General features: G+C 52.2%; 20 protein-coding genes. 8 read left to right on the top strand and 12 right to left on the bottom strand.

Annotation, left to right across the window (positions count from 1 at the left end; all coding sequences use genetic code 11):
- Positions 1-31: 31 nt before the first annotated feature.
- The 3 genes from P1X16_RS27490 (at position 32) to P1X16_RS27480 (ending at position 3,071) form a co-directional block, all read left to right on the top strand.
- Entirely contained in the window at positions 32-454 is a 423-nt protein-coding gene (locus P1X16_RS27490; RefSeq protein WP_277235784.1) for a hypothetical protein, read from the top strand.
- Positions 445-1,368 carry an IS3 family transposase gene (locus P1X16_RS27485; RefSeq protein ID WP_277235782.1) on the top strand — a complete coding sequence of 308 codons (924 nt, stop codon included), beginning with the start codon at positions 445-447 and terminating at the stop codon, positions 1,366-1,368. The genes P1X16_RS27490 and P1X16_RS27485 overlap by 10 nt, the downstream gene beginning before the upstream one ends.
- 494 nt (positions 1,369-1,862) lie before the next feature.
- Positions 1,863-3,071 (top strand): sorbosone dehydrogenase family protein, encoded by a 1,209-nt coding sequence (locus P1X16_RS27480; RefSeq protein ID WP_277235780.1) that lies wholly within the window; start codon positions 1,863-1,865, stop codon positions 3,069-3,071.
- A gap of 111 nt (positions 3,072-3,182) precedes the next feature.
- Here P1X16_RS27480 and P1X16_RS27475 read toward each other — a convergent pair whose 3' ends face one another.
- Positions 3,183-3,416, bottom strand: coding sequence for a hypothetical protein (locus tag P1X16_RS27475; RefSeq protein WP_277235778.1), 234 nt, complete (start codon positions 3,414-3,416; stop codon positions 3,183-3,185).
- A 335-nt stretch (positions 3,417-3,751) separates the two neighbouring features.
- Between P1X16_RS27475 and P1X16_RS27470 the strand changes: the two genes are divergently transcribed.
- Together P1X16_RS27470 and P1X16_RS27465 are read left to right on the top strand one after the other, a co-directional pair.
- Entirely contained in the window at positions 3,752-3,949 is a 198-nt protein-coding gene (locus tag P1X16_RS27470; protein WP_277235777.1) for a hypothetical protein, read from the top strand.
- 924 nt (positions 3,950-4,873) lie between these two features.
- A complete protein-coding gene (locus P1X16_RS27465) occupies positions 4,874-5,308 on the top strand; it encodes a BLUF domain-containing protein (RefSeq protein WP_277235775.1) in 435 nt (144 codons plus the stop codon).
- A gap of 49 nt (positions 5,309-5,357) precedes the next feature.
- Here the strand turns inward: P1X16_RS27465 and P1X16_RS27460 are convergent, their stop codons facing one another.
- Positions 5,358-5,846 carry a BLUF domain-containing protein gene (locus P1X16_RS27460; RefSeq protein ID WP_277235774.1) on the bottom strand — a complete coding sequence of 163 codons (489 nt, stop codon included), beginning with the start codon at positions 5,844-5,846 and terminating at the stop codon, positions 5,358-5,360.
- 376 nt (positions 5,847-6,222) lie between these two features.
- Here P1X16_RS27460 and P1X16_RS27455 point away from each other — a divergent pair, with 376 nt between their 5' ends.
- Both P1X16_RS27455 and P1X16_RS27450 read left to right on the top strand, forming a co-directional pair.
- A complete protein-coding gene (locus P1X16_RS27455) occupies positions 6,223-6,675 on the top strand; it encodes a hypothetical protein (protein ID WP_277235772.1) in 453 nt (150 codons plus the stop codon).
- 192 nt (positions 6,676-6,867) lie between these two features.
- A complete protein-coding gene (locus P1X16_RS27450) occupies positions 6,868-7,662 on the top strand; it encodes an NmrA family NAD(P)-binding protein (protein ID WP_277235770.1) in 795 nt (264 codons plus the stop codon).
- 309 nt (positions 7,663-7,971) lie between these two features.
- Here P1X16_RS27450 and P1X16_RS27445 read toward each other — a convergent pair whose 3' ends face one another.
- The 6 genes from P1X16_RS27445 to P1X16_RS27420 all read right to left on the bottom strand — a co-directional run bounded on the left by P1X16_RS27445 (position 7,972) and on the right by P1X16_RS27420 (position 10,939).
- Entirely contained in the window at positions 7,972-8,202 is a 231-nt protein-coding gene (locus P1X16_RS27445) for a hypothetical protein (protein ID WP_277235769.1), read from the bottom strand.
- A gap of 23 nt (positions 8,203-8,225) precedes the next feature.
- Positions 8,226-8,363, bottom strand: coding sequence for a hypothetical protein (locus P1X16_RS27440; protein WP_277235766.1), 138 nt, complete (start codon positions 8,361-8,363; stop codon positions 8,226-8,228).
- A gap of 27 nt (positions 8,364-8,390) precedes the next feature.
- Positions 8,391-8,594, bottom strand: coding sequence for a hypothetical protein (locus tag P1X16_RS27435; RefSeq protein WP_277235764.1), 204 nt, complete (start codon positions 8,592-8,594; stop codon positions 8,391-8,393).
- 7 nt (positions 8,595-8,601) lie between these two features.
- A complete protein-coding gene (locus P1X16_RS27430; RefSeq protein WP_277235761.1) occupies positions 8,602-8,973 on the bottom strand; it encodes a hypothetical protein in 372 nt (123 codons plus the stop codon).
- Positions 8,974-9,076: 103 nt separating this feature from the next.
- Complete coding sequence (locus tag P1X16_RS27425) at positions 9,077-9,409, bottom strand: hypothetical protein (protein WP_277235759.1); 333 nt, start codon at positions 9,407-9,409, stop codon at positions 9,077-9,079.
- 1,314 nt (positions 9,410-10,723) lie between these two features.
- Positions 10,724-10,939, bottom strand: coding sequence for a hypothetical protein (locus tag P1X16_RS27420; protein WP_277235756.1), 216 nt, complete (start codon positions 10,937-10,939; stop codon positions 10,724-10,726).
- 177 nt (positions 10,940-11,116) lie between these two features.
- On the opposite strand from P1X16_RS27420, the gene P1X16_RS27415 reads away from it, so the two are divergent.
- A complete protein-coding gene (locus P1X16_RS27415) occupies positions 11,117-12,019 on the top strand; it encodes a hypothetical protein (RefSeq protein WP_277235755.1) in 903 nt (300 codons plus the stop codon).
- A 329-nt stretch (positions 12,020-12,348) separates the two neighbouring features.
- Here the strand turns inward: P1X16_RS27415 and P1X16_RS27410 are convergent, their stop codons facing one another.
- The 4 genes from P1X16_RS27410 to P1X16_RS27395 form a co-directional block, all read right to left on the bottom strand.
- Entirely contained in the window at positions 12,349-13,008 is a 660-nt protein-coding gene (locus P1X16_RS27410; protein WP_277235753.1) for a hypothetical protein, read from the bottom strand.
- 146 nt (positions 13,009-13,154) lie between these two features.
- The gene (locus P1X16_RS27405; protein WP_277235751.1) at positions 13,155-14,906 is read right to left on the bottom strand and encodes an SIR2 family protein; all 1,752 of its coding nucleotides are present in this window, start codon (positions 14,904-14,906) and stop codon (positions 13,155-13,157) included.
- Positions 14,907-15,089: 183 nt separating this feature from the next.
- Positions 15,090-16,874, bottom strand: a complete 1,785-nt coding sequence (locus P1X16_RS27400) for a hypothetical protein (protein WP_277235749.1) — start codon at positions 16,872-16,874, stop codon at positions 15,090-15,092.
- Entirely contained in the window at positions 16,852-18,297 is a 1,446-nt protein-coding gene (locus tag P1X16_RS27395) for a CBASS cGAMP synthase (protein WP_277235747.1), read from the bottom strand. The genes P1X16_RS27400 and P1X16_RS27395 overlap by 23 nt, the downstream gene beginning before the upstream one ends.
- Positions 18,298-18,314: the final 17 nt, after the last annotated feature.

The raw sequence follows: 18,314 nt of genomic DNA, 5'->3' as shown, positions 1-18,314 counted from the left end.
TGGAAAAAGTTGACCACAAACTGGTTAACTTATGGATCAACTCAGTCAATCCCCCATGCAACAGCATGAACTCACCATGTGCCAAATGGTGCAACAAATTCACCTGGGCAAGCTCAACCTGGATCAAGCCGCTGTTCAGTTCAATGTCACGCGCAAGACGGTACGGAATTGGGTGAATAAAGTAGAACAAGAAGCGGAACGAAGCCGACAAACGGTAGCTGAACAACCCCAACTGCTGCCCATCCGAAAGCAAACTGCAACCCCTGATTTCTACTCGCAGGAGAATGCGCAAGCCCGTGAACTACAGGCCCGGGTGCAGGCGCTTGAACAAGAACTGCAAGTGGCGCAAGTCCGAGCTCTGTATTATGAAACCGTCGTTAAAGTAGCCGAACAGGAGCTAGGCGTTGCCATTGAAAAAAAGTCCGCTACCAAGCCATTCAATTCATGCTCCTGAATTATCCGAAGCTGCCTATGCGGCAGTTGGAAGGATGGCTTGGTTTTTCTCGACAGGCTTATTACCAGTATTGGCAGCGGCAAGCCGGCCAAATCGATAGCGAATCCGAGGTGATGGAGTGGGTCAAAAAACTGCGCCAGGATCATCCTAAAATGGGCGGGCGGAAGTTGCACGAGTTGCTCAAAGAGGAGATGGCTCGGAAAGACATCAAGATGGGACGGGATGCCCTGTTTGAGTTATTGGCCGCGAAGGGTCTGTTAATTAGAAGGAGACGACGGCGGGTGACTACCACTTTCTCTAACCACTGGTTCAGGAAGTATCCCAACTTAACGAAGGAATTGGTGGTCAACAGACCTAACCAATTGTGGGTGGCGGATATAACGTATTGGTTCACCCACTACGGGTGCCTGTATATTTCCTTGCTGACCGACGCTTATTCCAAACGGATTATGGGCTATGAGGTAGCCGAAAGTTTACAGGCCGTCCATTCAAAAGCCGCTCTACAAATGGCGCTAGAGCGTATCAACCCGCAGATTGGCAAGTCGTTGCTTCATCATTCTGACCGAGGGCTTCACTATTGCTGTGCCGACTACATTGGCTTGTTAAACTCGTTTGCTGTCCAGATCAGCATGACCGAAACGGGTGATCCACTGGCGAACGCGATTGCGGAGCGGGTCAATGGAATCATCAAGAATGAGTATTTAGCCCATCACTCGGTGTACTCCTTCGCCCAAGCGCGCGTGGTGCTTGCGCAAGCGGTCTTTTTGTATAACTACAAACGGCCTCACTTAAGTTGTGATCTGTTGGTTCCCGAACAAGCCCACCAGCAAGAGGGAAAGATGAAGCGACGGTGGAAAAATTACTATACCAAGAGAGTTTTGGAAAGCCTGATGGTCAATGAAAAACCGGCTTAACCTAGACTAGTCAACAGGAAGAGGATTAATAATAAAACGGTCAACTTATTTCAGGACGGGTCATTACCTTGTCCGTCCGGTTATTGGAGCCTTTTTTTGGACGCTACAGCTTAATTGTATCGTCCAAAAAAGGCTCGAGTTTTTGCAACCATTACTGCTCTTGGCTCTGGGAGCGAATCACCGATAAAAGCCTGGACCACTGGTCCAGGCTTTTCGGAAAAAAACACACTTAACCTGGCTTATCTTACCTGTACAAGCTGAGCCAATGCTTTAGTTACGGCGAGCAGAAGAAGATGGCTCATGCGAGGAAGGTTGAACGGGGTCTTTATGGTCAAGCGTGGCGTACAACGTAGGGTTCTCTGCGGTTTTAGTTGGCTAGCTCGTCCTTAACCTAAACGCCGAGCTCTCGTTCTGACTAATTAGACCGTGGCCCTTTTCGGTGCGTTGCGCACCGCGTGGGGTCCGGCAATCTCTGGTCCTTCTTCTCTCCCGCTATGAACCATTGGCTACCATATTCCTTCGCCTTATCCTTGCTGCTGGTGACGAGTTGCAGCGATGACCAGGACGAGCTGGCTACCGTTATTCCCGAAAACGAAGACCAGCCCACCACCACCCAGATTCAGGGCTACGTCTTCTACCCGGCCCTGGCCCAGCCCACGGCCGTGAACGTGCAGCAGTTGAAAGTGCCCGCCGGCTTTGTCGTCAACAAGTTTGCCGAGAACCTGGGCAAGCCGCGCATGCTGGCCGTCACCAGCGCCGGGCACGTGTACGTGTCCGACCGGGACGCGGGCACGGTGACGCTGCTGCAGGATACCAACAACGACGGCACGACGGACCGCCAGCAGGTCGTGGCCAAATTGCGCCAAGCCCACGGGCTAGCCCTGCAACACGGCAAACTCTACATCGTGGCCGTCAAGGAGCTCTACGTTGCCGACATCAATATGGACGGCACGCTCAGTATGCCCCAGGTGCTGCTACGTGACTTGCCCGACGGGGGCCAGCACCCCAATCGCACCCTCGCTTTTGGCCCCGACGGCCAGCTCTACCTGTCGGTGGGCAGCACCTGCAACTCGTGTCCGGAGCCCAACCCCGAAAATGCCACGATGTTGGTAGCCAACGCGGATGGCTCGAATCGGCGCGTGTTTGCCAAAGGCCTGCGCAACACCATCGGCTTCGGCTGGCACCCGCAGACCGGCCAGTTGTGGGGCATGGACCACGGCATCGACTGGCTCGGCGACGACGAGCAGAAAGAAGAGCTCAACCAGATCAAGCCGGGCGCCGACTATGGCTGGCCCTACATCTACGGCGAGGGCAAGTACAACCCCTCTGACCGGCCGCAGAACCTGACGTACGCGGAGTACGCGCAACGTACGACCAATCCGACCCTGACCTACCAGGCCCACTCGGCGCCGATGGCCATGGTCTTTTACACCGGCACGCAGTTCCCGCCCGAGTACCAGAACGATGCCTTCGTGGCGATGCGCGGCTCCTGGAACCGGCGTTCCCCAGTGGGCTACAAGGTAGTGCGGGTGCACTTCGAGAACGGACAGCCTACGCGCGTCGACGACTTCTTGTCGGGCTTCTTGATCAACAGCAACCGCGCGCATTTCGGCCGCTTGGTAGGCCTGGCCGTGAATCGGGACGGGGCCCTGCTCGTGTCCGATGACACCAACGGGGTGATTTACCGGGTCGCCCGGCCGTAAACCCACCAGCCAAAGCGCAGAGTGAACCGGCTAGGAAGGCAGGATTAAACCGAAAGTTGCCATCCCCATCGAAGTGGAGCAATTACCCTCCACGGGTTTGCCACAAGGCTACTAAATGCTGGCGGATCTTGTCATCAAGGGCACGAGTGCGAGCGGGGCAACGTCATCCGCTGCCTTTACTACTGCGCAGAACTCGGCTATGCCCTTGCAGGTGATGCCTACGTCACGGCGAGTACAACTGAGCAAGCGGGTCGTATCCAAGTAGTCCTGGAGCAGGCCGGCGCCAACGTCTGGCGAGTACAAGCGGTAGAAGGCGAGCGGGTCGGCATTCAGGTGCGTTACCACTTCGACTGGAACACGATTGCGGGCATCAGTCGCGCGCTCAACAAATCTGAGCGCTCCCTGGGCGTTACCTTAGAAGAAGACCGGGATCAGGACCAGTTACGCACGAATGCGATGGCGGGTCTGGAACGGCAACGGGAGGGGGTACGAGCGCTCCGGTGGGTTATCGTTGTAAAGAGTAAAGTGCTTGCTTTATCCATTTCGCTTCTTCCCCTCGTATACCATGTGATGGAGAAAGAAACCGGCCCTGTTCTGGTATTGGGTTCCGCAGGGATGCGGAAGGGTTACCAGGGCTAGTTCCCGCCCTTAGTGCTCTTCTCCCGCAACCGTATCCGGCTATGGTCTCCGAGTTCAATGATGCCCCACGCGCGCTAACCCCACGGGCCTACGTGCTGCAGCAACTGCAGGCTGCACACGCCGAACCGTATACCAAAAACACGGCGTATGTCCACCGGCTGTACGCGCACTATTTAGCCGGGGAGATGAGTTGGCGCGAGGTCTGCCGGCTGCGCGATGCGCCCATGTATCTGCCGTAGCACTTCGCCCCTGCGGCGAGCGTTCAGTTTTCCCCGTGCGCCTTGCGTTTAAAAAAGCTGCTGGCTATGCACCTGCTGATAGAATCTAACTGCGGCCACATGCTCATTAACCAGCGCCGTACGGCTTCCAACAACCCGGAAGGCGGCCCAGGGGTAGAGGCTGCCTTGTTTGCCCGGTACATGCGCTAAACTTAGTAGGGGTAGGGAGTTATATCTACTTCCTATGCTTGTCTTCGGCAACTGGACGTCTTGGCCTTTAGGCAGCAAGTACGCCCCGAGTTCGGCGCGCACTATCGTTCCTTCGAGGCAGAGCAGAAAGACGATGCCGCGGCCTATTGGCTCGTGCCATCCGTTTAAGCGGCAATGGGTAGTGGTTGAGGTTGGGCGCCGAGCGCGCGCGTCAGTAAGTCACCGACGAGTACAGCCTGGCCCTGACGCAACGCGGCCGTGCCATCAGAGTGAGAGATCAGGCTTCCGTCCAAGCTGATAAAACCAGGCAGCAGGGACAAGGCTTGTGGGGTACTCGTTAAAAATAAGGAGAGCGCGTTGAGTTCCATGGTAGCGATAAGTGGGGTAAAAGCGAAGCAGGATGGCATTGATGCCATCAAAGGTCGCGGGTACCGGCACCAAGAGAAAGGACATTCTTTTGCACGTTGCGACTGGTATTATAGAAAGGGCGTATAATTAAAATAGCAAGACACTCTTTTCTAGCGTAAGCTCTAGCGTGTGTGTCTTGTGTAGAGACCGACGCATAACGCGCCGATTGTGACATAGTCGCCGCTTAGGGTTCAAGTGTCAATGACACCACAGCCGATACCGGGGGAAGTAACGCGGCCTACGGCTTCCGTAGAGAGCCCGGCGATGGCTGCGTTTGTCGATGTTGTGGGGAAGCGCTACCTTACTCCGGCTAGCTTATCCTGGTCTATGTATCACATTGTGTATATCAGTAAAGCCACCCTACCCGTCAGCGAAACCGCCTTAGGCCAGATGCTGACCCGTTGGCGGGCCAACAACGAACGGGCCAACGTCACCGGCATCTTGCTCTACAGCGAGCACGAGCAGCGTTTTATGCAACTTATCGAAGGCGATCCCGCCGAGCTAGTGCCCTTATTTGCCATGATTGAGCAGGACCATCGGCACCGTGATCTGCTCAAACTCGCCGACGGCCTAATCCCCGCACGGGCCTTCACCTCGTGGCTGATGGGCTTCAGCGTAGCGCGTGTCGCCTCCTTTCGGCAACTGGCCGGTTATATTGACCCGCACAGTGCCGCCTTTCAGCAGGCGTTGCAGCGCAGTCAGGATCCATTAATCCACGAACTGCTCACTACCTTCTTCTCTGAATCTTCTGACTTGCACTGATCAGCTAGCTGGTTGTCAGATTAGCTAGTGGCGTGCATCCGGTCTGCGCTTAGGCCTCTATGCACGCCCCGAGTAACGCGCGCAAGTGCGGTTCCGGAATAGGGATTTTGGGCAGTAATAAGCGATGTTGCTGGGTTTCCAGATAATCCAGTAGCCAGTAGAACTCTTCCGCACCCGGCTCAGCAAAGCCCATGCTCCAGCCGGCGCATACCCGCTCCGTACTCGTGCCATCGTACCAGGTCGTTACCTGCTGGTGGCGCTCGTCCTGCTGAATCTGGGCGTAGAGCGGCTCTACTTCCGTCGCGCATCCTTCCAGCAGCTGCACGAACTGCCCTTCATAGTAAAAGAGAAGTCCCGTCAGGTCGCGCGGCTCGTTGTGATGCCGTGCCTGCTCGAGCAAGGTCACGAGTTGTTCTTCGGTGAACGGAGCACGCGCATAGCTGTGGTAGACGAGTTGCTGCAAGGGCCCCCCTGCCGGGCCGCAACTGGTGCGGGTAACTGCTTCGGTTGCGCCTATACTGCGTAGGCGTTGGGCCAAGATTGGAAGCGGCAGATGAGCCGTACAAGCGGCCAAACGAAGCAGCGCTTCGCTTCATGGCGCTGCAAAGAGGTCAGTTGAGTTTCCACAGGATTGTATACGCGCCGGCTAAACGACAAGGATGCACATCTGCCTCTAGTAAGAGCATGCTGGAAGGGTGCGTCAGAGCGCCGGCGCCCGAGCATGCAACTAAACAGCAAAGCTCCTGATGGCAGCACCAATGCCGAGGAAATGCCAGCTACCCTAGCTCTCAGGGCACACTCGACGATGAGTCGGGTATAGAGGTCGGCAAGGAGCATCAAGAGGATAAGGGCATCTAATGCAACTATCTAGGAAGTGAAAGACTCTTGGTAGCAGGTACTTTCTACTTACAGGTATGCACAAACTATCTCTATCTCTGCTCTTGGTGCTGGCCGGCCTGATAATAGGTTGCCAGAAAGGCAATACGCCCCCCTCCACTCCGGCGTTGTTGCCCGGGGATTGGTACCAGCAACAGGTCACGTTCTACCACTACGCGCTCGATGGCACACTGCAAAGCCAACAAACAAGTCCGGCCGGACCAGACAACAAACTCATCGTAACGGATAGTACCATTGCCTACTACACCACTATGAGCATTGGTCCCGGTCCGGGGCCTACGCCGGGGCGGTGGGTGGTGCGGCGCTACTCATTGCAGGGCGATACCATTCGCTACGAGAATTTCGGCCGGCCGGAAGTCATCCAAGAAATCTCGGCCCATCGGCTGGTGCTGCACCACCCTGGCAAAGCCTACATCAATCCCGGGTTCAGTACAGGCTATAGTGACAACGACGCAACCTATACCCGCTGAGTAGCCGTTGACCACTATACTAAAGCCCGGCTAGTAGTCGGGCTTCTTTATGGTGCTACCCCCTGGCGGCTGAGAAAGTAATTGCTTTCGCCGCGTAGGTGAACCAAACCATTTTAGTGGCCGGCGCCACTGGTAATCTAGGCGGCCGCATCACCAAATCCTTGCTCAACCGCGGGGCCAACGTGCAAGTCCTTGTGCGCGCTGAATCAGATCCTGCCTGCCACGGTAGAAAAGCTAGGGAAGCAGGGCGTGGAAGCCGTGCCAGTGAATATGGCCGACGTAGCCGCCTTAACGGAAGCCTGTGCCGAGGTGGACTGCGTGGTATCGTCCGTAGCCGGCCTACGCGACGTGATTGTAGAGGGGCAGCCTGTACTGCTTGAAGCGGCCGTGGCGGCCGGCGTGCCGCGCTTTATTGCGTCCGATTTCTCGAGTGACTACACCCAACAGCCGACCGGCGAGAACCGCAATTTCGATTTGCGCAAGGAATTCCAGGTGCGGATAGAGCAGGCACCGCTGGCCGCGACGTCGATTCTAAACGGGGGCTTTGGCGAGCTGCTGACTTACGGCATGCCGCTGCTCGATTTCAAGCAGCACCAGGTTGGCTATTGGGAAGATGCGGACTGGAAAATTGATTTTACCACCATGGACGACACGGCCGCTTTTACGGCCGCCGCAGCCCTGGACGAGACCACGCCCCGGTGGCTGCACATTGCCAGCTTTCAAATCAGCCCGCGCGAGTTGGCCGCCGCGGCCGAGGTAGCCGGCACCGGGCCGTTTACCCTGGTCCGCCTGGGCAGCCGCGCAGACTTAGCGGCTCGTATCGCGCAAACTCGCGCTGCCAACCCGGCCGGCGAGCAGCAACTCTACGCCAACTGGCAGCAGTATATGCTGAGTATGTTCAGCGTGCAGAACAACCCACTCGACAACGCTCGGTACCCCGATGTGCCTTGGACTAGCCTCCAGCAGGTGCTGCGGATGCGCCGCTAGCGATTTTTCCGGGCTGTACCAATGAAATCAATGGCAACTTCTTTTCCGGTGCTAGCCGCAAGCTGACTGGCAGCCGGCTGCTGGTTTCGCTCTTAGCAGCCTTTACGGCCGGGAGCCCGTTCGGGGCGGATTTTAACGCGACGCACGTGTTTAATCCCTACTGGCCGGGCCATTCCCGCTTTCACAACGGGTAGGTCGTTTAGGTTGATAAAATCCGCGTACTCGTCTACGGCCTGAGCAGGGAAACAGAGCGAAGGCGAAGGGCAACGTCCAGGTTCTGGGGCCGCCCCTTGACAAGACCCCAACCGGCTACTCCCCGTCCCACCACCCGTCGTCCGGGGTAGCGAAGGGCAATAGGCGCAGCCCGGTATAGTAGTTTTGCTCCTGGTATACTTCGCAGCAAAAGCTTTCGTCCATCAGATAGAGGGCTACTAACAGGCCGGCTTGCCAGCGCTTGGCCAGGAGCGTGCCCTCGGCCCAGACCAGCGGCAGTTGCTGCTCGAAAGGTAGATTCTGAAAGGTGCAGTACGAGATCGGCACGGAGAAAAGAATAAGGAAGTGAGTTATACGATAATAGGAAACACGGTATTTTCAAGGGGCCCCTTAGTTTCCAAGGTCAGCGTCGACTCGATGGAAGCCAGCAGCGACTCGTGCAGGTGCTGCCATGCCAGAGGCGAAGCGTCCGGCGCAGAAGCAGACACGGGAAGTTCGTCCTCGAGCACGCTCAGCTAATGCAGCACACGGATGCGGTGGGCCGAGGGGAGGGTATCGAAGTAGAGGGCTTGCAGCTCCAGAATGGTGGTGACCACCATTTCCCGCAGCGCGTGCTGATCCTCGACGGCATAGGTGGTATTGCGCAAACTCAGCAGCCGCTGCTGGGTTTGCTGGAGCTGCGCCATAACCGGAGTCATCAGGAGAGATAATGAGGGCATCGGGTGCTCAGCGCAGCGGTTGCTGTTCAGTTAGCAGCAACGCGCTGCTCTCGGCGCGGGAGTAGCTTTCAGCGGCATCGCTTAAGACGGCTTCAATCGTCTCCTTGAGGTAGGTGTGCAGCAAATTCCACGTGCCCAGGGCTACTTTGCCGGGAGGAGCCAGGGCCTGCGCTTCCTGTTCGAGCAAGGTGACGCGGCGCAGCCGCAGGGTATCTTGCGAGGAAGCGGGTGTATAGGCGGGCAGGGCGCGTAAATGCCGAATGGTTGAGGCCAGCAGCATCCGCAGGGCGAGCTGGTCGGCGGCTTTGTCGATGGGAATAGGCTGCGCGTACAGGCGCTCTAGATTTTGCCGAAGCTGGAAGAGTAGAGTGGCATGCATAGAAGACAGGGGTAAGCTACCCGAGAAAGGTAGAGGTAGCAAATAAAGAACAGGGCCGAGGCCTGGGGTAATACGACGGAGCGGGACCGAGTAGGAAAAGGGCTTAGGACTTGCCGTGCGCGTCGCTGATGTTGGCTAAGGTGGCGTTGATAGTTAATTGGAGCGCTTCCTGCACAGTGGGCCATACGTGCTCCGGTACCTCATTGCCGGGGGTGATAGCCAGGAACTGTAACTCCAGCGAGTGCAGATTCGAGATCAGCCGGTACCGCTGGTAGTGGGAAAGGTGATCCGGATACAGCTCGTGCAAGTTGTGGAGGGTGGCGGAGAGTAGCTCGCGCAACAATTGCTTATCGAGGGGTGAATACCGCTCGCTGGGCAACTGCTGGAGCCGGTCCAAGATGTCGAGCAACTGGGACATGTGGGCAACGATGGTCATAAGGCCAGGGGGGAGAGGAGATAGGGTCTACGTTGGCCAGGGATGTCCCCGCGCAGGCACCAGCGCCTGCGAACCTGCCCGGGTACGGTACCGGCGTAGCGGGAGAGCAGCATAGCAGATAGGCAGTGGGTGCTTCTTTCACCACGGTACATAACGGGCGGAAAGGGGGCCAATAAAGCAAGAGCAATAGGTGATATCGTACTCTACAAGGATCAGACAACTAAGTAACGCAGAAAAATAAACAGATGCGTGTACTTATTTGGGTAGCCCGGCTCTGGTTAAGACCAGGAGCAACCCTGGTGAGGTGGGAGGGACAGTGATAAAGCCTAAAGTGACAGACAAGCGGCCTGTTGAGCATAATGCAGTCCTTCGGTAAATCGCTGCTGAGTACCTGATAGGATCCCCAAGTATAGTTACGCTTCGCCCTCGGCTTGTCCATCGTGGTCGGCGGACCTGCCGAAAGGCCTGGACTACGTGGTTCTTAAATCAAGCGTTTTCATAGATGAATGTATCGTCTATCAGTACCCTGTTAATAACGCGTTAGCAAGGGTTCACCTGTCTGATTTGGCCGTCTACTAAATCAATGTCGCACTATCTGCCTTGTCGTTGACTTAGTCGGAAACCCAATCAGGCCGGAATACCTGTCAACTGGTGTAGAAATAATTTATCTTGTTTAACAAGTTAGGCCTGAGTCCATCACGAATGCAGCTTGTTTTCTTAGTAAGTCTTATTCTTCTCGTTGCCTGCCCGAACATTGCCTAACGACGCTTCACGCAGGTGATTATTGTTGGCACCATTCAGCAACCCGGCCGCAACTTCAACTGGTTTTGCAACAGCCTTTGTAGCCATTGCGTTAAGGAAGTATATATTTGTGCTGTCGCTAGCCTAGCAACAGTGAAAACGGGCACCACCCCCAAGGAGTGATGCCCGCCACTTCTACGGCTGATCGAGCCAGTGGGCAACCACGGCTCTAGCAGCCCCTGCTACAACTGATTTACACAGTTCCAGCAGGATGTGAAGCACATTGGCTTTGCCGCCGTGTTTCACTTTCGCACGCACCTTTCTCATCGTGAGTAAGAAGTTAGGGTGTGACTGCACCCGCTTCTTGAAACCCCGGCTGCTACCAACAGTCGGGGTTTCGCCGTTTATAGGCGACCGTGTTGGAGGGGTGTTTCCCGTACGTTGCGTCAAAGATGGTCGGAGATTTCGGCCTCATCAAAGCTTGGTGCCATATTGGGCCCACTATTGTTACCGCTCTATAGCGTTAACAAGCTGGTTTTCCCAGCTTAGACTTTCCTTTTGAACAATGATATTTTATAAGTTGGGCCAGCGGATCTGATCGGTATATACTTCGAGTGGGCCAGTGTTTTGGTAGGTGCGGCAGTGGTGCAGGTGGTTGATTTCCGGATCGTAGTACACTTCAGCAAAGAAGTTGATCATGTTGTAGAGGTTGATTCGGTCGCCGTTCTCGCCAAAACGCATCGTCAAGTATGTGCCTTCCCCTAATACAATAGCCAGGTGCTCAGGCAAAGGCAAGCTATTAAAGGGGTAGAAAGAGGGAATAGCTATGCCGCCAAGATAGCAAGCTTAAGTTCTACTGTCTGCGTGGAAACAGAAAGCATTCTGCTACTAGCAACCGCTTTAATTACCGGCTATATTTTCACTTACACCCATAGTATATCAACTCCTATTTAATAGAACACGAAAATGGCTAAAAGCAAAAAAGCTCCACAATCACAAGGCAGATGTATGTTTTGTGGCGGCACTGGTTTAACCAAACAGCACCTCTGGCCAGACTGGCTGAATGACTATGTACCTCGACAAGACAACCACGGGAATCTAAAATCGGAGTCCTATTTCGGTATTACTCCCGATTCCGCGACGAGTTACACCTCGGAACCGGCAAAGAAGGTAATCCAAGGTAGTCTGGGTTCGCGCAAGTTACGGCAGGTATGTGAAGGGTGTAATGGTGGCTGGATGAGCAAGATTGAAGAGGGAAGTAAAAACACAATACTCTCTTTGATGAATCAGGATGAAGCAACTCTAACCAGATCACAGCAATTCGAACTTGTGTCTTGGATAACCCTTATGACTATGGTTAACGAGTTCACCGATCTGCCCATGCGAGCCATTCCTTATCGAGAAAGACAATACTTACTTATCCACCGTTTGCCGCCCTCCGACTGGAACATATGGATTGGAAGGCATCAGCAAGGGCAGTCGGAAGATTGGACGCAAATGAATGGGCACCATGGATATTTAGTTGCTTCTAATACTGGAGAAGAGAGAGGACTTAGCGAGGAGACTACCAACGCATTGAGAAAGGATCGACTCGCTTTACCAAAGAATGTTCAAAGCTCGACCTTTTGTATAAAGGGGCTAGTCTTGGTGGTCTTAAGTAGTGTCGACCCGGCAATCAAGGGCGAGCTCGCCAAAGCAGTGTATCCTGATATGGTTAAAATTTGGCCTGCTGATCCCGGCGATATTATCTGGTCCCAGATTCGGGCAGTACCGGATGAGGAGATGCAACTGCGGGTCGACTACATCGAGACGATACTAAAGAACTATGTGGATAGGATGAATGCTCAAACAACCAATGCCCAAGCGTAAACCGTGCGTACTATAGGTCATCGTCACGCAATTAACCTTCCGTGGCACAATACTAGTCTCGGTTAAAAGTTTGATTTAAAAGTTAAGCATGGTGCTTCCCAGCCTAGTGGTTGCATGCTAAATTGCTGCATTCAGAGGTTGGCAAGGCCCAAGGCCGCACGAGAGTATAAACTACTAATAAGCAGGAGTGAGGCCCCTTTCACAATGGAGACGCTCTAGAGTGAGCATACTGATAAGCTCGTCGATTAATATTTGAATCGAACTTTTAACCGAGGACAATGATGGATGACAGTGAGATGCCCTTATGTCTGTAGATAATTGCAGGGCTATTAGCTCGGACTGCCTAATAGGTTCTGTAACTTGTTCATAACCATATTAATACCCTCACGCAGCTGGCTACCATGACAGCTTTTATAGGTTCTAGATACGCCACAGTAGCAAGCGAAGTGCGGCTGGCCTCCCAGCCTTATGAATTCGTGCAGGTCATCCTTCAGCTTTCCGTAGGCTTTAGCAACTACCATTGCGGGCTCTGGAATAGTTAGAATCCCATTTAGTTGACTGCCGTAGGCAAGTGCTAGCGATACTGTTTCCGATAGAAGTATAAAGTCATCAACCAAGGGGTTCTTGGTTCGGTTAACTCGAATGTTGTCAATCGATTTCCCAACATAGGCCCAGTTATTATCGGAGACGAATAGAATTTCGTCTACGACGGGTTCGTAGGGTGTTACATCAACTAACTCCCCATCTTCATTTTCCCATACAGCGTGCCTTTCCGCCTCGTAAAGGAGTCTGGTTTTATGGATTAACCAGCCATAATGGGGCTTCCCACCAGCCCGTCTGACCTTTTCATCGACATTGGGGAAGCAGTTCAGCGGCGTAGCATACGCTTCTGCATGCACGGGCACAGGTTCCGGATCAAATTCACTTCCGACCTTGGACAGTAACTTTTCAAGAAATACATCGGGTAATCGAGAGCCTCGGTTGGTCACGGTGCAGATTAGGATTGTGGGAGTTGATACACAAGCAGAAATGGAAAAAGCAGAGTCTAATATTTCGCTAAAGCCACTCTACTAAATAGGTCTATAAAAGCTGACTTCACCCGATGCAATAATTGAACTCCTATCCTTTTGGTATTTTACAAACGACTATTGATGAGGTTCATTAACTCATCCAATTTTGTTATAGCGGTTTCTTGTTCCGACACCGAGTTATTAAATAAGCCACGCTGTAATAATAGTCCTTTGGCGCCAGCCGCTTTGAGTTTGTCGCGAATAGCTTCAATGTGGATATTCGGCCTTGACCATCCTCTCCTGCGGGTCATGTAAAGACCACGATAGAACTCACGGCCAAACATGGTGTTCTGCGTTGGGCTTTCCGCGAAAAAGACAAGAGTCATCAAGTATTCTAGCTCATCAAACGCCTCCCGATATAGTGTATCATCGGGGATTACACCAGTGAAAACTGGCCGTAGAACGCGCTGAAGATGCTCATTAAGATACAATTTACTGGCTTGCTCCTCAACTGGCTGCATATACTCTTGCTGGATAACATTATCTAAGCGTTCAGCCGGTTTTTGTTGCGGATAATTCTCTCTGTAGTGGAGTTTAGTATCGATGAGCAAATTCAGCAACAGGTCATAATCGCCGGCGGCGGTGGCACCTAAGCCGACGGCATAGAAGCAAAGCAACATAGGGTAGTCATGGTAAGCCGACCAGACTGCAGAGCTACTCTCCTTATTAACTTTCAGTTTGCTTAACCGGATTACGGCCCGTAGCCAAAGTGTTTGGTGCATCTGGCCAGCCCAGTAAGAACCTAAACCCAAAAAGTAAAGCGTCCTTTCACATAGTTGATCAATAGCTAAAATGGTCTGTTTCATCACCTCTGAAGCGGGCGAAACAGTAGGGATAAGAGTGCCAGCTAACGTCCATACCCGTTCAACTTCGTCTGTCACCAGTTCCTGGAGCCGGATACGTTGGGTATCCACCAGCAGATACCGTTTCATGATAGCCACAGCCACTGGGGTCGAAACCGGATGGGGTTGAGCCAAATCTTCCAACGCCAGCACCTTTTCCGCCAGATCCTGGAAAAAGCTATCAGCGCTTTCTATGGGTATAATCTGTGCCGCGCGCTGTCGTGCCAAAGGCTTTGCTGCCTCAGCCAAGCTACCCATAGTAGTCCAATAGGTGGAAAAACGTCGTGTTGGGCAACGCAGTAGTGCATCTCTCAAGGCCGTATCCCACACCCCCGACCAGCCCGCAATTAGCAAACCATATTCGTCGAATACCCGATCTAAGAGCTGGTTCAACTCGGGTTCATACTTTGCCAACTCCGCAGGCGTGTTTCGCAGGCGGGTGTCCAAGTAATGGCCATGGAGCTTGATAATCGTTATCTGTTCATGTTGCATGGGCATCATACCTTTGATGCCGGACACGTCACTAACAATTGAAGGATGCACACCAACCTCTTCCAAGGCTTGCTCTAATAAGGGATCAAAATTCGTGGTGAGAATAACCCGGATGTAGCCTTTGCTAACTAATTCGGCAATAGCCCGGTGAGCCTTTGTTGGGGTTTTGCGGTTTTGATCGCGGTCTTCCTCAGTTGGAATAAAGTAGTCTCGAAGCAATCGTTGCCGCTCGGTAGCAGTTGGAGCCAGGAGTTCCAGTAGCTTCGCATAATCAGGCTCTTCTCCATACTTGTTCTTATACCAGGTGGCAGGGTCAGGATCCGGATCTGCTTTCTGTAAGGCGGCTACTTGCTGCACTAGATTGAGGGTGACACCCCAACCTGTGAGAATGCCCGCTGCCGAAGAGATGCCCGAGCCCAGCAGCAGTGCTGTTGCGCCTTTTGTTTTGTTAAGGGTGATTGCTAAGCTAAGAGAAGCGTCCATTCGAGAATAAAGCAAAGAGCTGAAAGCGCGGCTAGCAGCGTCGTAATAAAAGCAGTGTGTTAAGGCTAAGATAGTTGGATCAGTTTTCGCCACTAGTAGGCTTAGTCGTGCTAAACCATGAATCCCTAGCACCTAATTGGGTTGTTCTTCCCGATCTAGACACTCAGGCAGCAAGATGAACCGTTAAGCAGATGTTGAGTGACTAAACCGGTGAATTAAATCATAATACATCTCCCTTACTTCTTGCGCATACTCGCGCCCTACTAATTTTATATTCAACGTGTTGTAGAAGGGAGGAATAAAGTGTGGATCTCTCGTATTGAATTTTAGCAATTCCCACACCAGCTTTGGACGCTTATTGACAGCCACTGACATTCGCTCGATATCGCTTACGTGGAGTAAGGTAAGCTGGTGGATTTTCACCCGACTCGGAAGCGTAATCTTTTGAAGCTGCTCTTGGAATCGGTCGTTAAATACATTCGCCATTATTGGCGTCTGGAATACTTTGTCATTAACGACAATGCAAGGATATACCTCGTAAGAATGGCCTTTCGGAAAGCCTTTATCCAAGGCTTTCATGTTTTCGTTTATCTCCTGAATAGAACTCACTAGTTGATGCACCCCGAAGTTGGCGAAAAACTTTTCTCGGTCGCCCTTATAAAGAGCTTCGATATCCCCGCCGAATTTTTCTTGGTCGTAAATACTACCTGATTTTACCTGCCCGACGAGGATGCGGTTACCGTCCCGGATGTATAAATCCGCCAACTCAATCTGGTTTTTACCCTTCTGAAATTTCAATTCGTCAAAGGTTAGCATCCTGTAGCTTGCCTTTTTAGCGAACATGTATGTCATCCAATAATGCAGATAGTGCTCGACAAAATATCCAATCTTTCCCCGATAACTGGCGATGTTGAATTTTGATTTGCCCTCGTGACTGATGGCTTTAAGCCAGTCGAACCAAAAGTCATGTACGAACTGGGAATATATCTTTTCCAATAAAAAGGCATTGTCAATCAGGCAGTAGACTCCCTCTCCATTACTAGCAAACGGGTACTTGCGTAAGCTCACCAGCTTAATAGTGTCCGGGTTAGAAAAGACCTTGGCTAACGCAGGCAGTATAGTCGACCCTTTCGCAGGGTCAGTAAAATACATAAAATCAAATTGATTATCTGGTTGCTTATTAGCTAGGTAGAGGCTCATCACTGCATGAACAAGCTCTTCATACGTACGCCCGTAAGTAGACGCGAGATAAGCAGTCAGTTCGTCTTTGTATTCTGGACTATCATGTAAATATTCTAGCAGCTTATATCCTCTGTAAGGAAAGTAAATGGGGTCGATAGGAATCAGCAGTTCATTAAGCGCAAGAAGCTTGGCGTTCACGGACTCAAAGGTGGTATTCTCCTCATCAGGATTTTTAATGTCAGAAATTACGGTGTTAACACACAGTAAGTATTTAAAAATAGCATCCCACACCTCCTGCCGGTCCATGACGAAGTTTGGTTCAACGTCAGCTAAATCAGACTTTAATATTTCTTCAATGGCAAATAAGCAGGTTGCCCGCGTGAAGATGACTGGGTCCTTAGTTTTCGCGGTATGCGCGTCAAAAAGCGCCTTATAGGGCAAGAACAATCCCCAAAACGGAACAAATCTTTTCAGCTCCTCTACTTGCTGCGCATACGAGCTGCTATACTCAATGCTGTCTTTGGGCTTTAGACGATAGTTAAGTCCGGCCAACTCAGTTATAATTTCCCTTTTCGGAAGACTCTGAAGCAGTGATAATCTCTCTGTCGGCTCACTGCGGCCAAAGAAGGTTTCAAAACCTAGTATTAATTGTGGTGAGGGCAGAGTTGAAGACATTGTGGTAAAGGCATGACCGTTTATAAAATGTCCAAGGCAGCTTTTTGTAAAATTGGCTATCAGCCATTCGATATTAGGCGCACTTGTATCAAGCTGCCATGGAATGGTCAACAGTAGCACCTTCCCAGCGGCCAGTAATTTGATACAGTTCGTAGAACACAAACCATTCGGCAAGCCAAGGAATAGTTTTGTTATATATGTGGTGCTTATCCGTCCAAGTCAAGTCGCCCGGGTAGTAAAGGCAGAGGCTGTTATCTGCTGGATAGAAGTGCGTGTGAGCGTGGTTTCGATATTCAATACCAGGATTCAGAACGAATACCTTAGGAGGCCGACCAGGCGTGCAGTCAATTTTGACTTGGTAAGTGCCTTTACCACTAGGAGAAGGCACTTCGCCGCGACAGCATAAGACATTGTACTTTAGTTGACACCGAAAAGCTGGATAATGGCGCTCAACTAGTTGTTTTTCCCGGTGGAACACGGCAAACCAGTTTTTGCCTTGTCGCGCTAAAGAGTAAAACAGACGACCTCCGTCAAAGCGATGTCGTTGGTTAGGTATGCCGCCATTGCGCTGCTCCATGATGCCAACCGCAGCTGTGGTAGCTGCCCGTCCGCTATTAATAAGCACTTCGGAGACACGAAGCTTAGCCTCTTTTGCCTCTATATCCTCATCCAAGCCATCGGGAAAACGATCGCCAAGGTGATGACGCCACAGGTTGCTGGCACTCAACTGATTCTTTTCGTCGTCTACAGCTTCGTTGGCATCGTCGATAAACTCATCGAGCGCATCGAAGAAATTGCGCTTTAATTCGTCGGTATACTTGCTTAGCAAATCATCCTGGGGTGTGGTAGGCATAGAGCATTTCCACTCTCGCTTTAAATCACTGTGAATGGCTTTCAGTAAGGCGCGGAGGGCGCAATCGTCTCGTTCATTGGCCACAAAATTGCGCTCGGCCAACACTGTCATACATAGGCCACTCGGCATTTTGTGAGCAGACCAGTCGCACCACGATTTCAGGTACTTAACCAGCCGAACCAACTGGCCTTGGCTATCCCGCCGCTTTCTAAACCAAGTGATGAACTCCTTCGGGTCGCTGTCTTCCCAGCCCACACCCTTCACAGCAAGGTGCGGGTGTTCATCCTTATCGAGCATGTAGTAAACCGGCAGATCGATGTGATAATCGGCTTTGTAGGTGACGCGAATACACTTTTTGCGCCGCTGAGTTGGCTCGCCTGTATGGTCCTCTACCGCCTCGAATACCCACCGTTGTAAGGTGGTCGCCGAAACGTCTGGCTCGCACAGGAAATACACCCCGTCATCTAAGTCACATGTATCATCGTGAATGCGAATTACAGTACCTAGCTTCTGTGAGCCCTGCGTAAAGAACTTTGGCTTATAGGCCGGATGATGCTCTTTGAAGTGATCTGTGATTTTACGGCGCAGTTCCTTCTTTGACGTGTTGAGCTTGGTCTTTTTTGTACTGAGCACATTCAGGCCTTGGTTGAAATCCAGAAAAAGTTTGTTGCAGTTAGCCATGACAGGTGTTTTGAGTC

The organism is Hymenobacter sp. YC55 (assembly GCF_029433095.1).
GTDB lineage: Bacteria > Bacteroidota > Bacteroidia > Cytophagales > Hymenobacteraceae > Hymenobacter.
The sequence above is the reverse complement of the archived record's forward strand: the minus strand, read 5'-3'. Positions and strand labels throughout refer to the sequence as shown.

What these genes read in the sequence shown, in the direction of transcription:
- P1X16_RS27490 (WP_277235784.1), top strand. Translation starts at nt 32, where the DNA reads ATGGATCAACTCAGTCAATCCCCCATGCAACAGCATGAACTCACCATG.
- P1X16_RS27485 (WP_277235782.1), top strand. Translation starts at nt 445, where the DNA reads ATGCTCCTGAATTATCCGAAGCTGCCTATGCGGCAGTTGGAAGGATGG.
- P1X16_RS27435 (WP_277235764.1), bottom strand. Translation starts at nt 8,594, where the DNA reads ATGCCCTCATTATCTCTCCTGATGACTCCGGTTATGGCGCAGCTCCAG.
- P1X16_RS27415 (WP_277235755.1), top strand. Translation starts at nt 11,117, where the DNA reads ATGGCTAAAAGCAAAAAAGCTCCACAATCACAAGGCAGATGTATGTTT.
- P1X16_RS27405 (WP_277235751.1), bottom strand. Translation starts at nt 14,906, where the DNA reads ATGGACGCTTCTCTTAGCTTAGCAATCACCCTTAACAAAACAAAAGGC.
- P1X16_RS27425 (WP_277235759.1), bottom strand. Translation starts at nt 9,409, where the DNA reads ATGACCATCGTTGCCCACATGTCCCAGTTGCTCGACATCTTGGACCGG.
- P1X16_RS27480 (WP_277235780.1), top strand. Translation starts at nt 1,863, where the DNA reads ATGAACCATTGGCTACCATATTCCTTCGCCTTATCCTTGCTGCTGGTG.
- P1X16_RS27430 (WP_277235761.1), bottom strand. Translation starts at nt 8,973, where the DNA reads ATGCATGCCACTCTACTCTTCCAGCTTCGGCAAAATCTAGAGCGCCTG.
- P1X16_RS27395 (WP_277235747.1), bottom strand. Translation starts at nt 18,297, where the DNA reads ATGGCTAACTGCAACAAACTTTTTCTGGATTTCAACCAAGGCCTGAAT.
- P1X16_RS27465 (WP_277235775.1), top strand. Translation starts at nt 4,874, where the DNA reads ATGTATCACATTGTGTATATCAGTAAAGCCACCCTACCCGTCAGCGAA.
- P1X16_RS27470 (WP_277235777.1), top strand. Translation starts at nt 3,752, where the DNA reads ATGGTCTCCGAGTTCAATGATGCCCCACGCGCGCTAACCCCACGGGCC.
- P1X16_RS27455 (WP_277235772.1), top strand. Translation starts at nt 6,223, where the DNA reads ATGCACAAACTATCTCTATCTCTGCTCTTGGTGCTGGCCGGCCTGATA.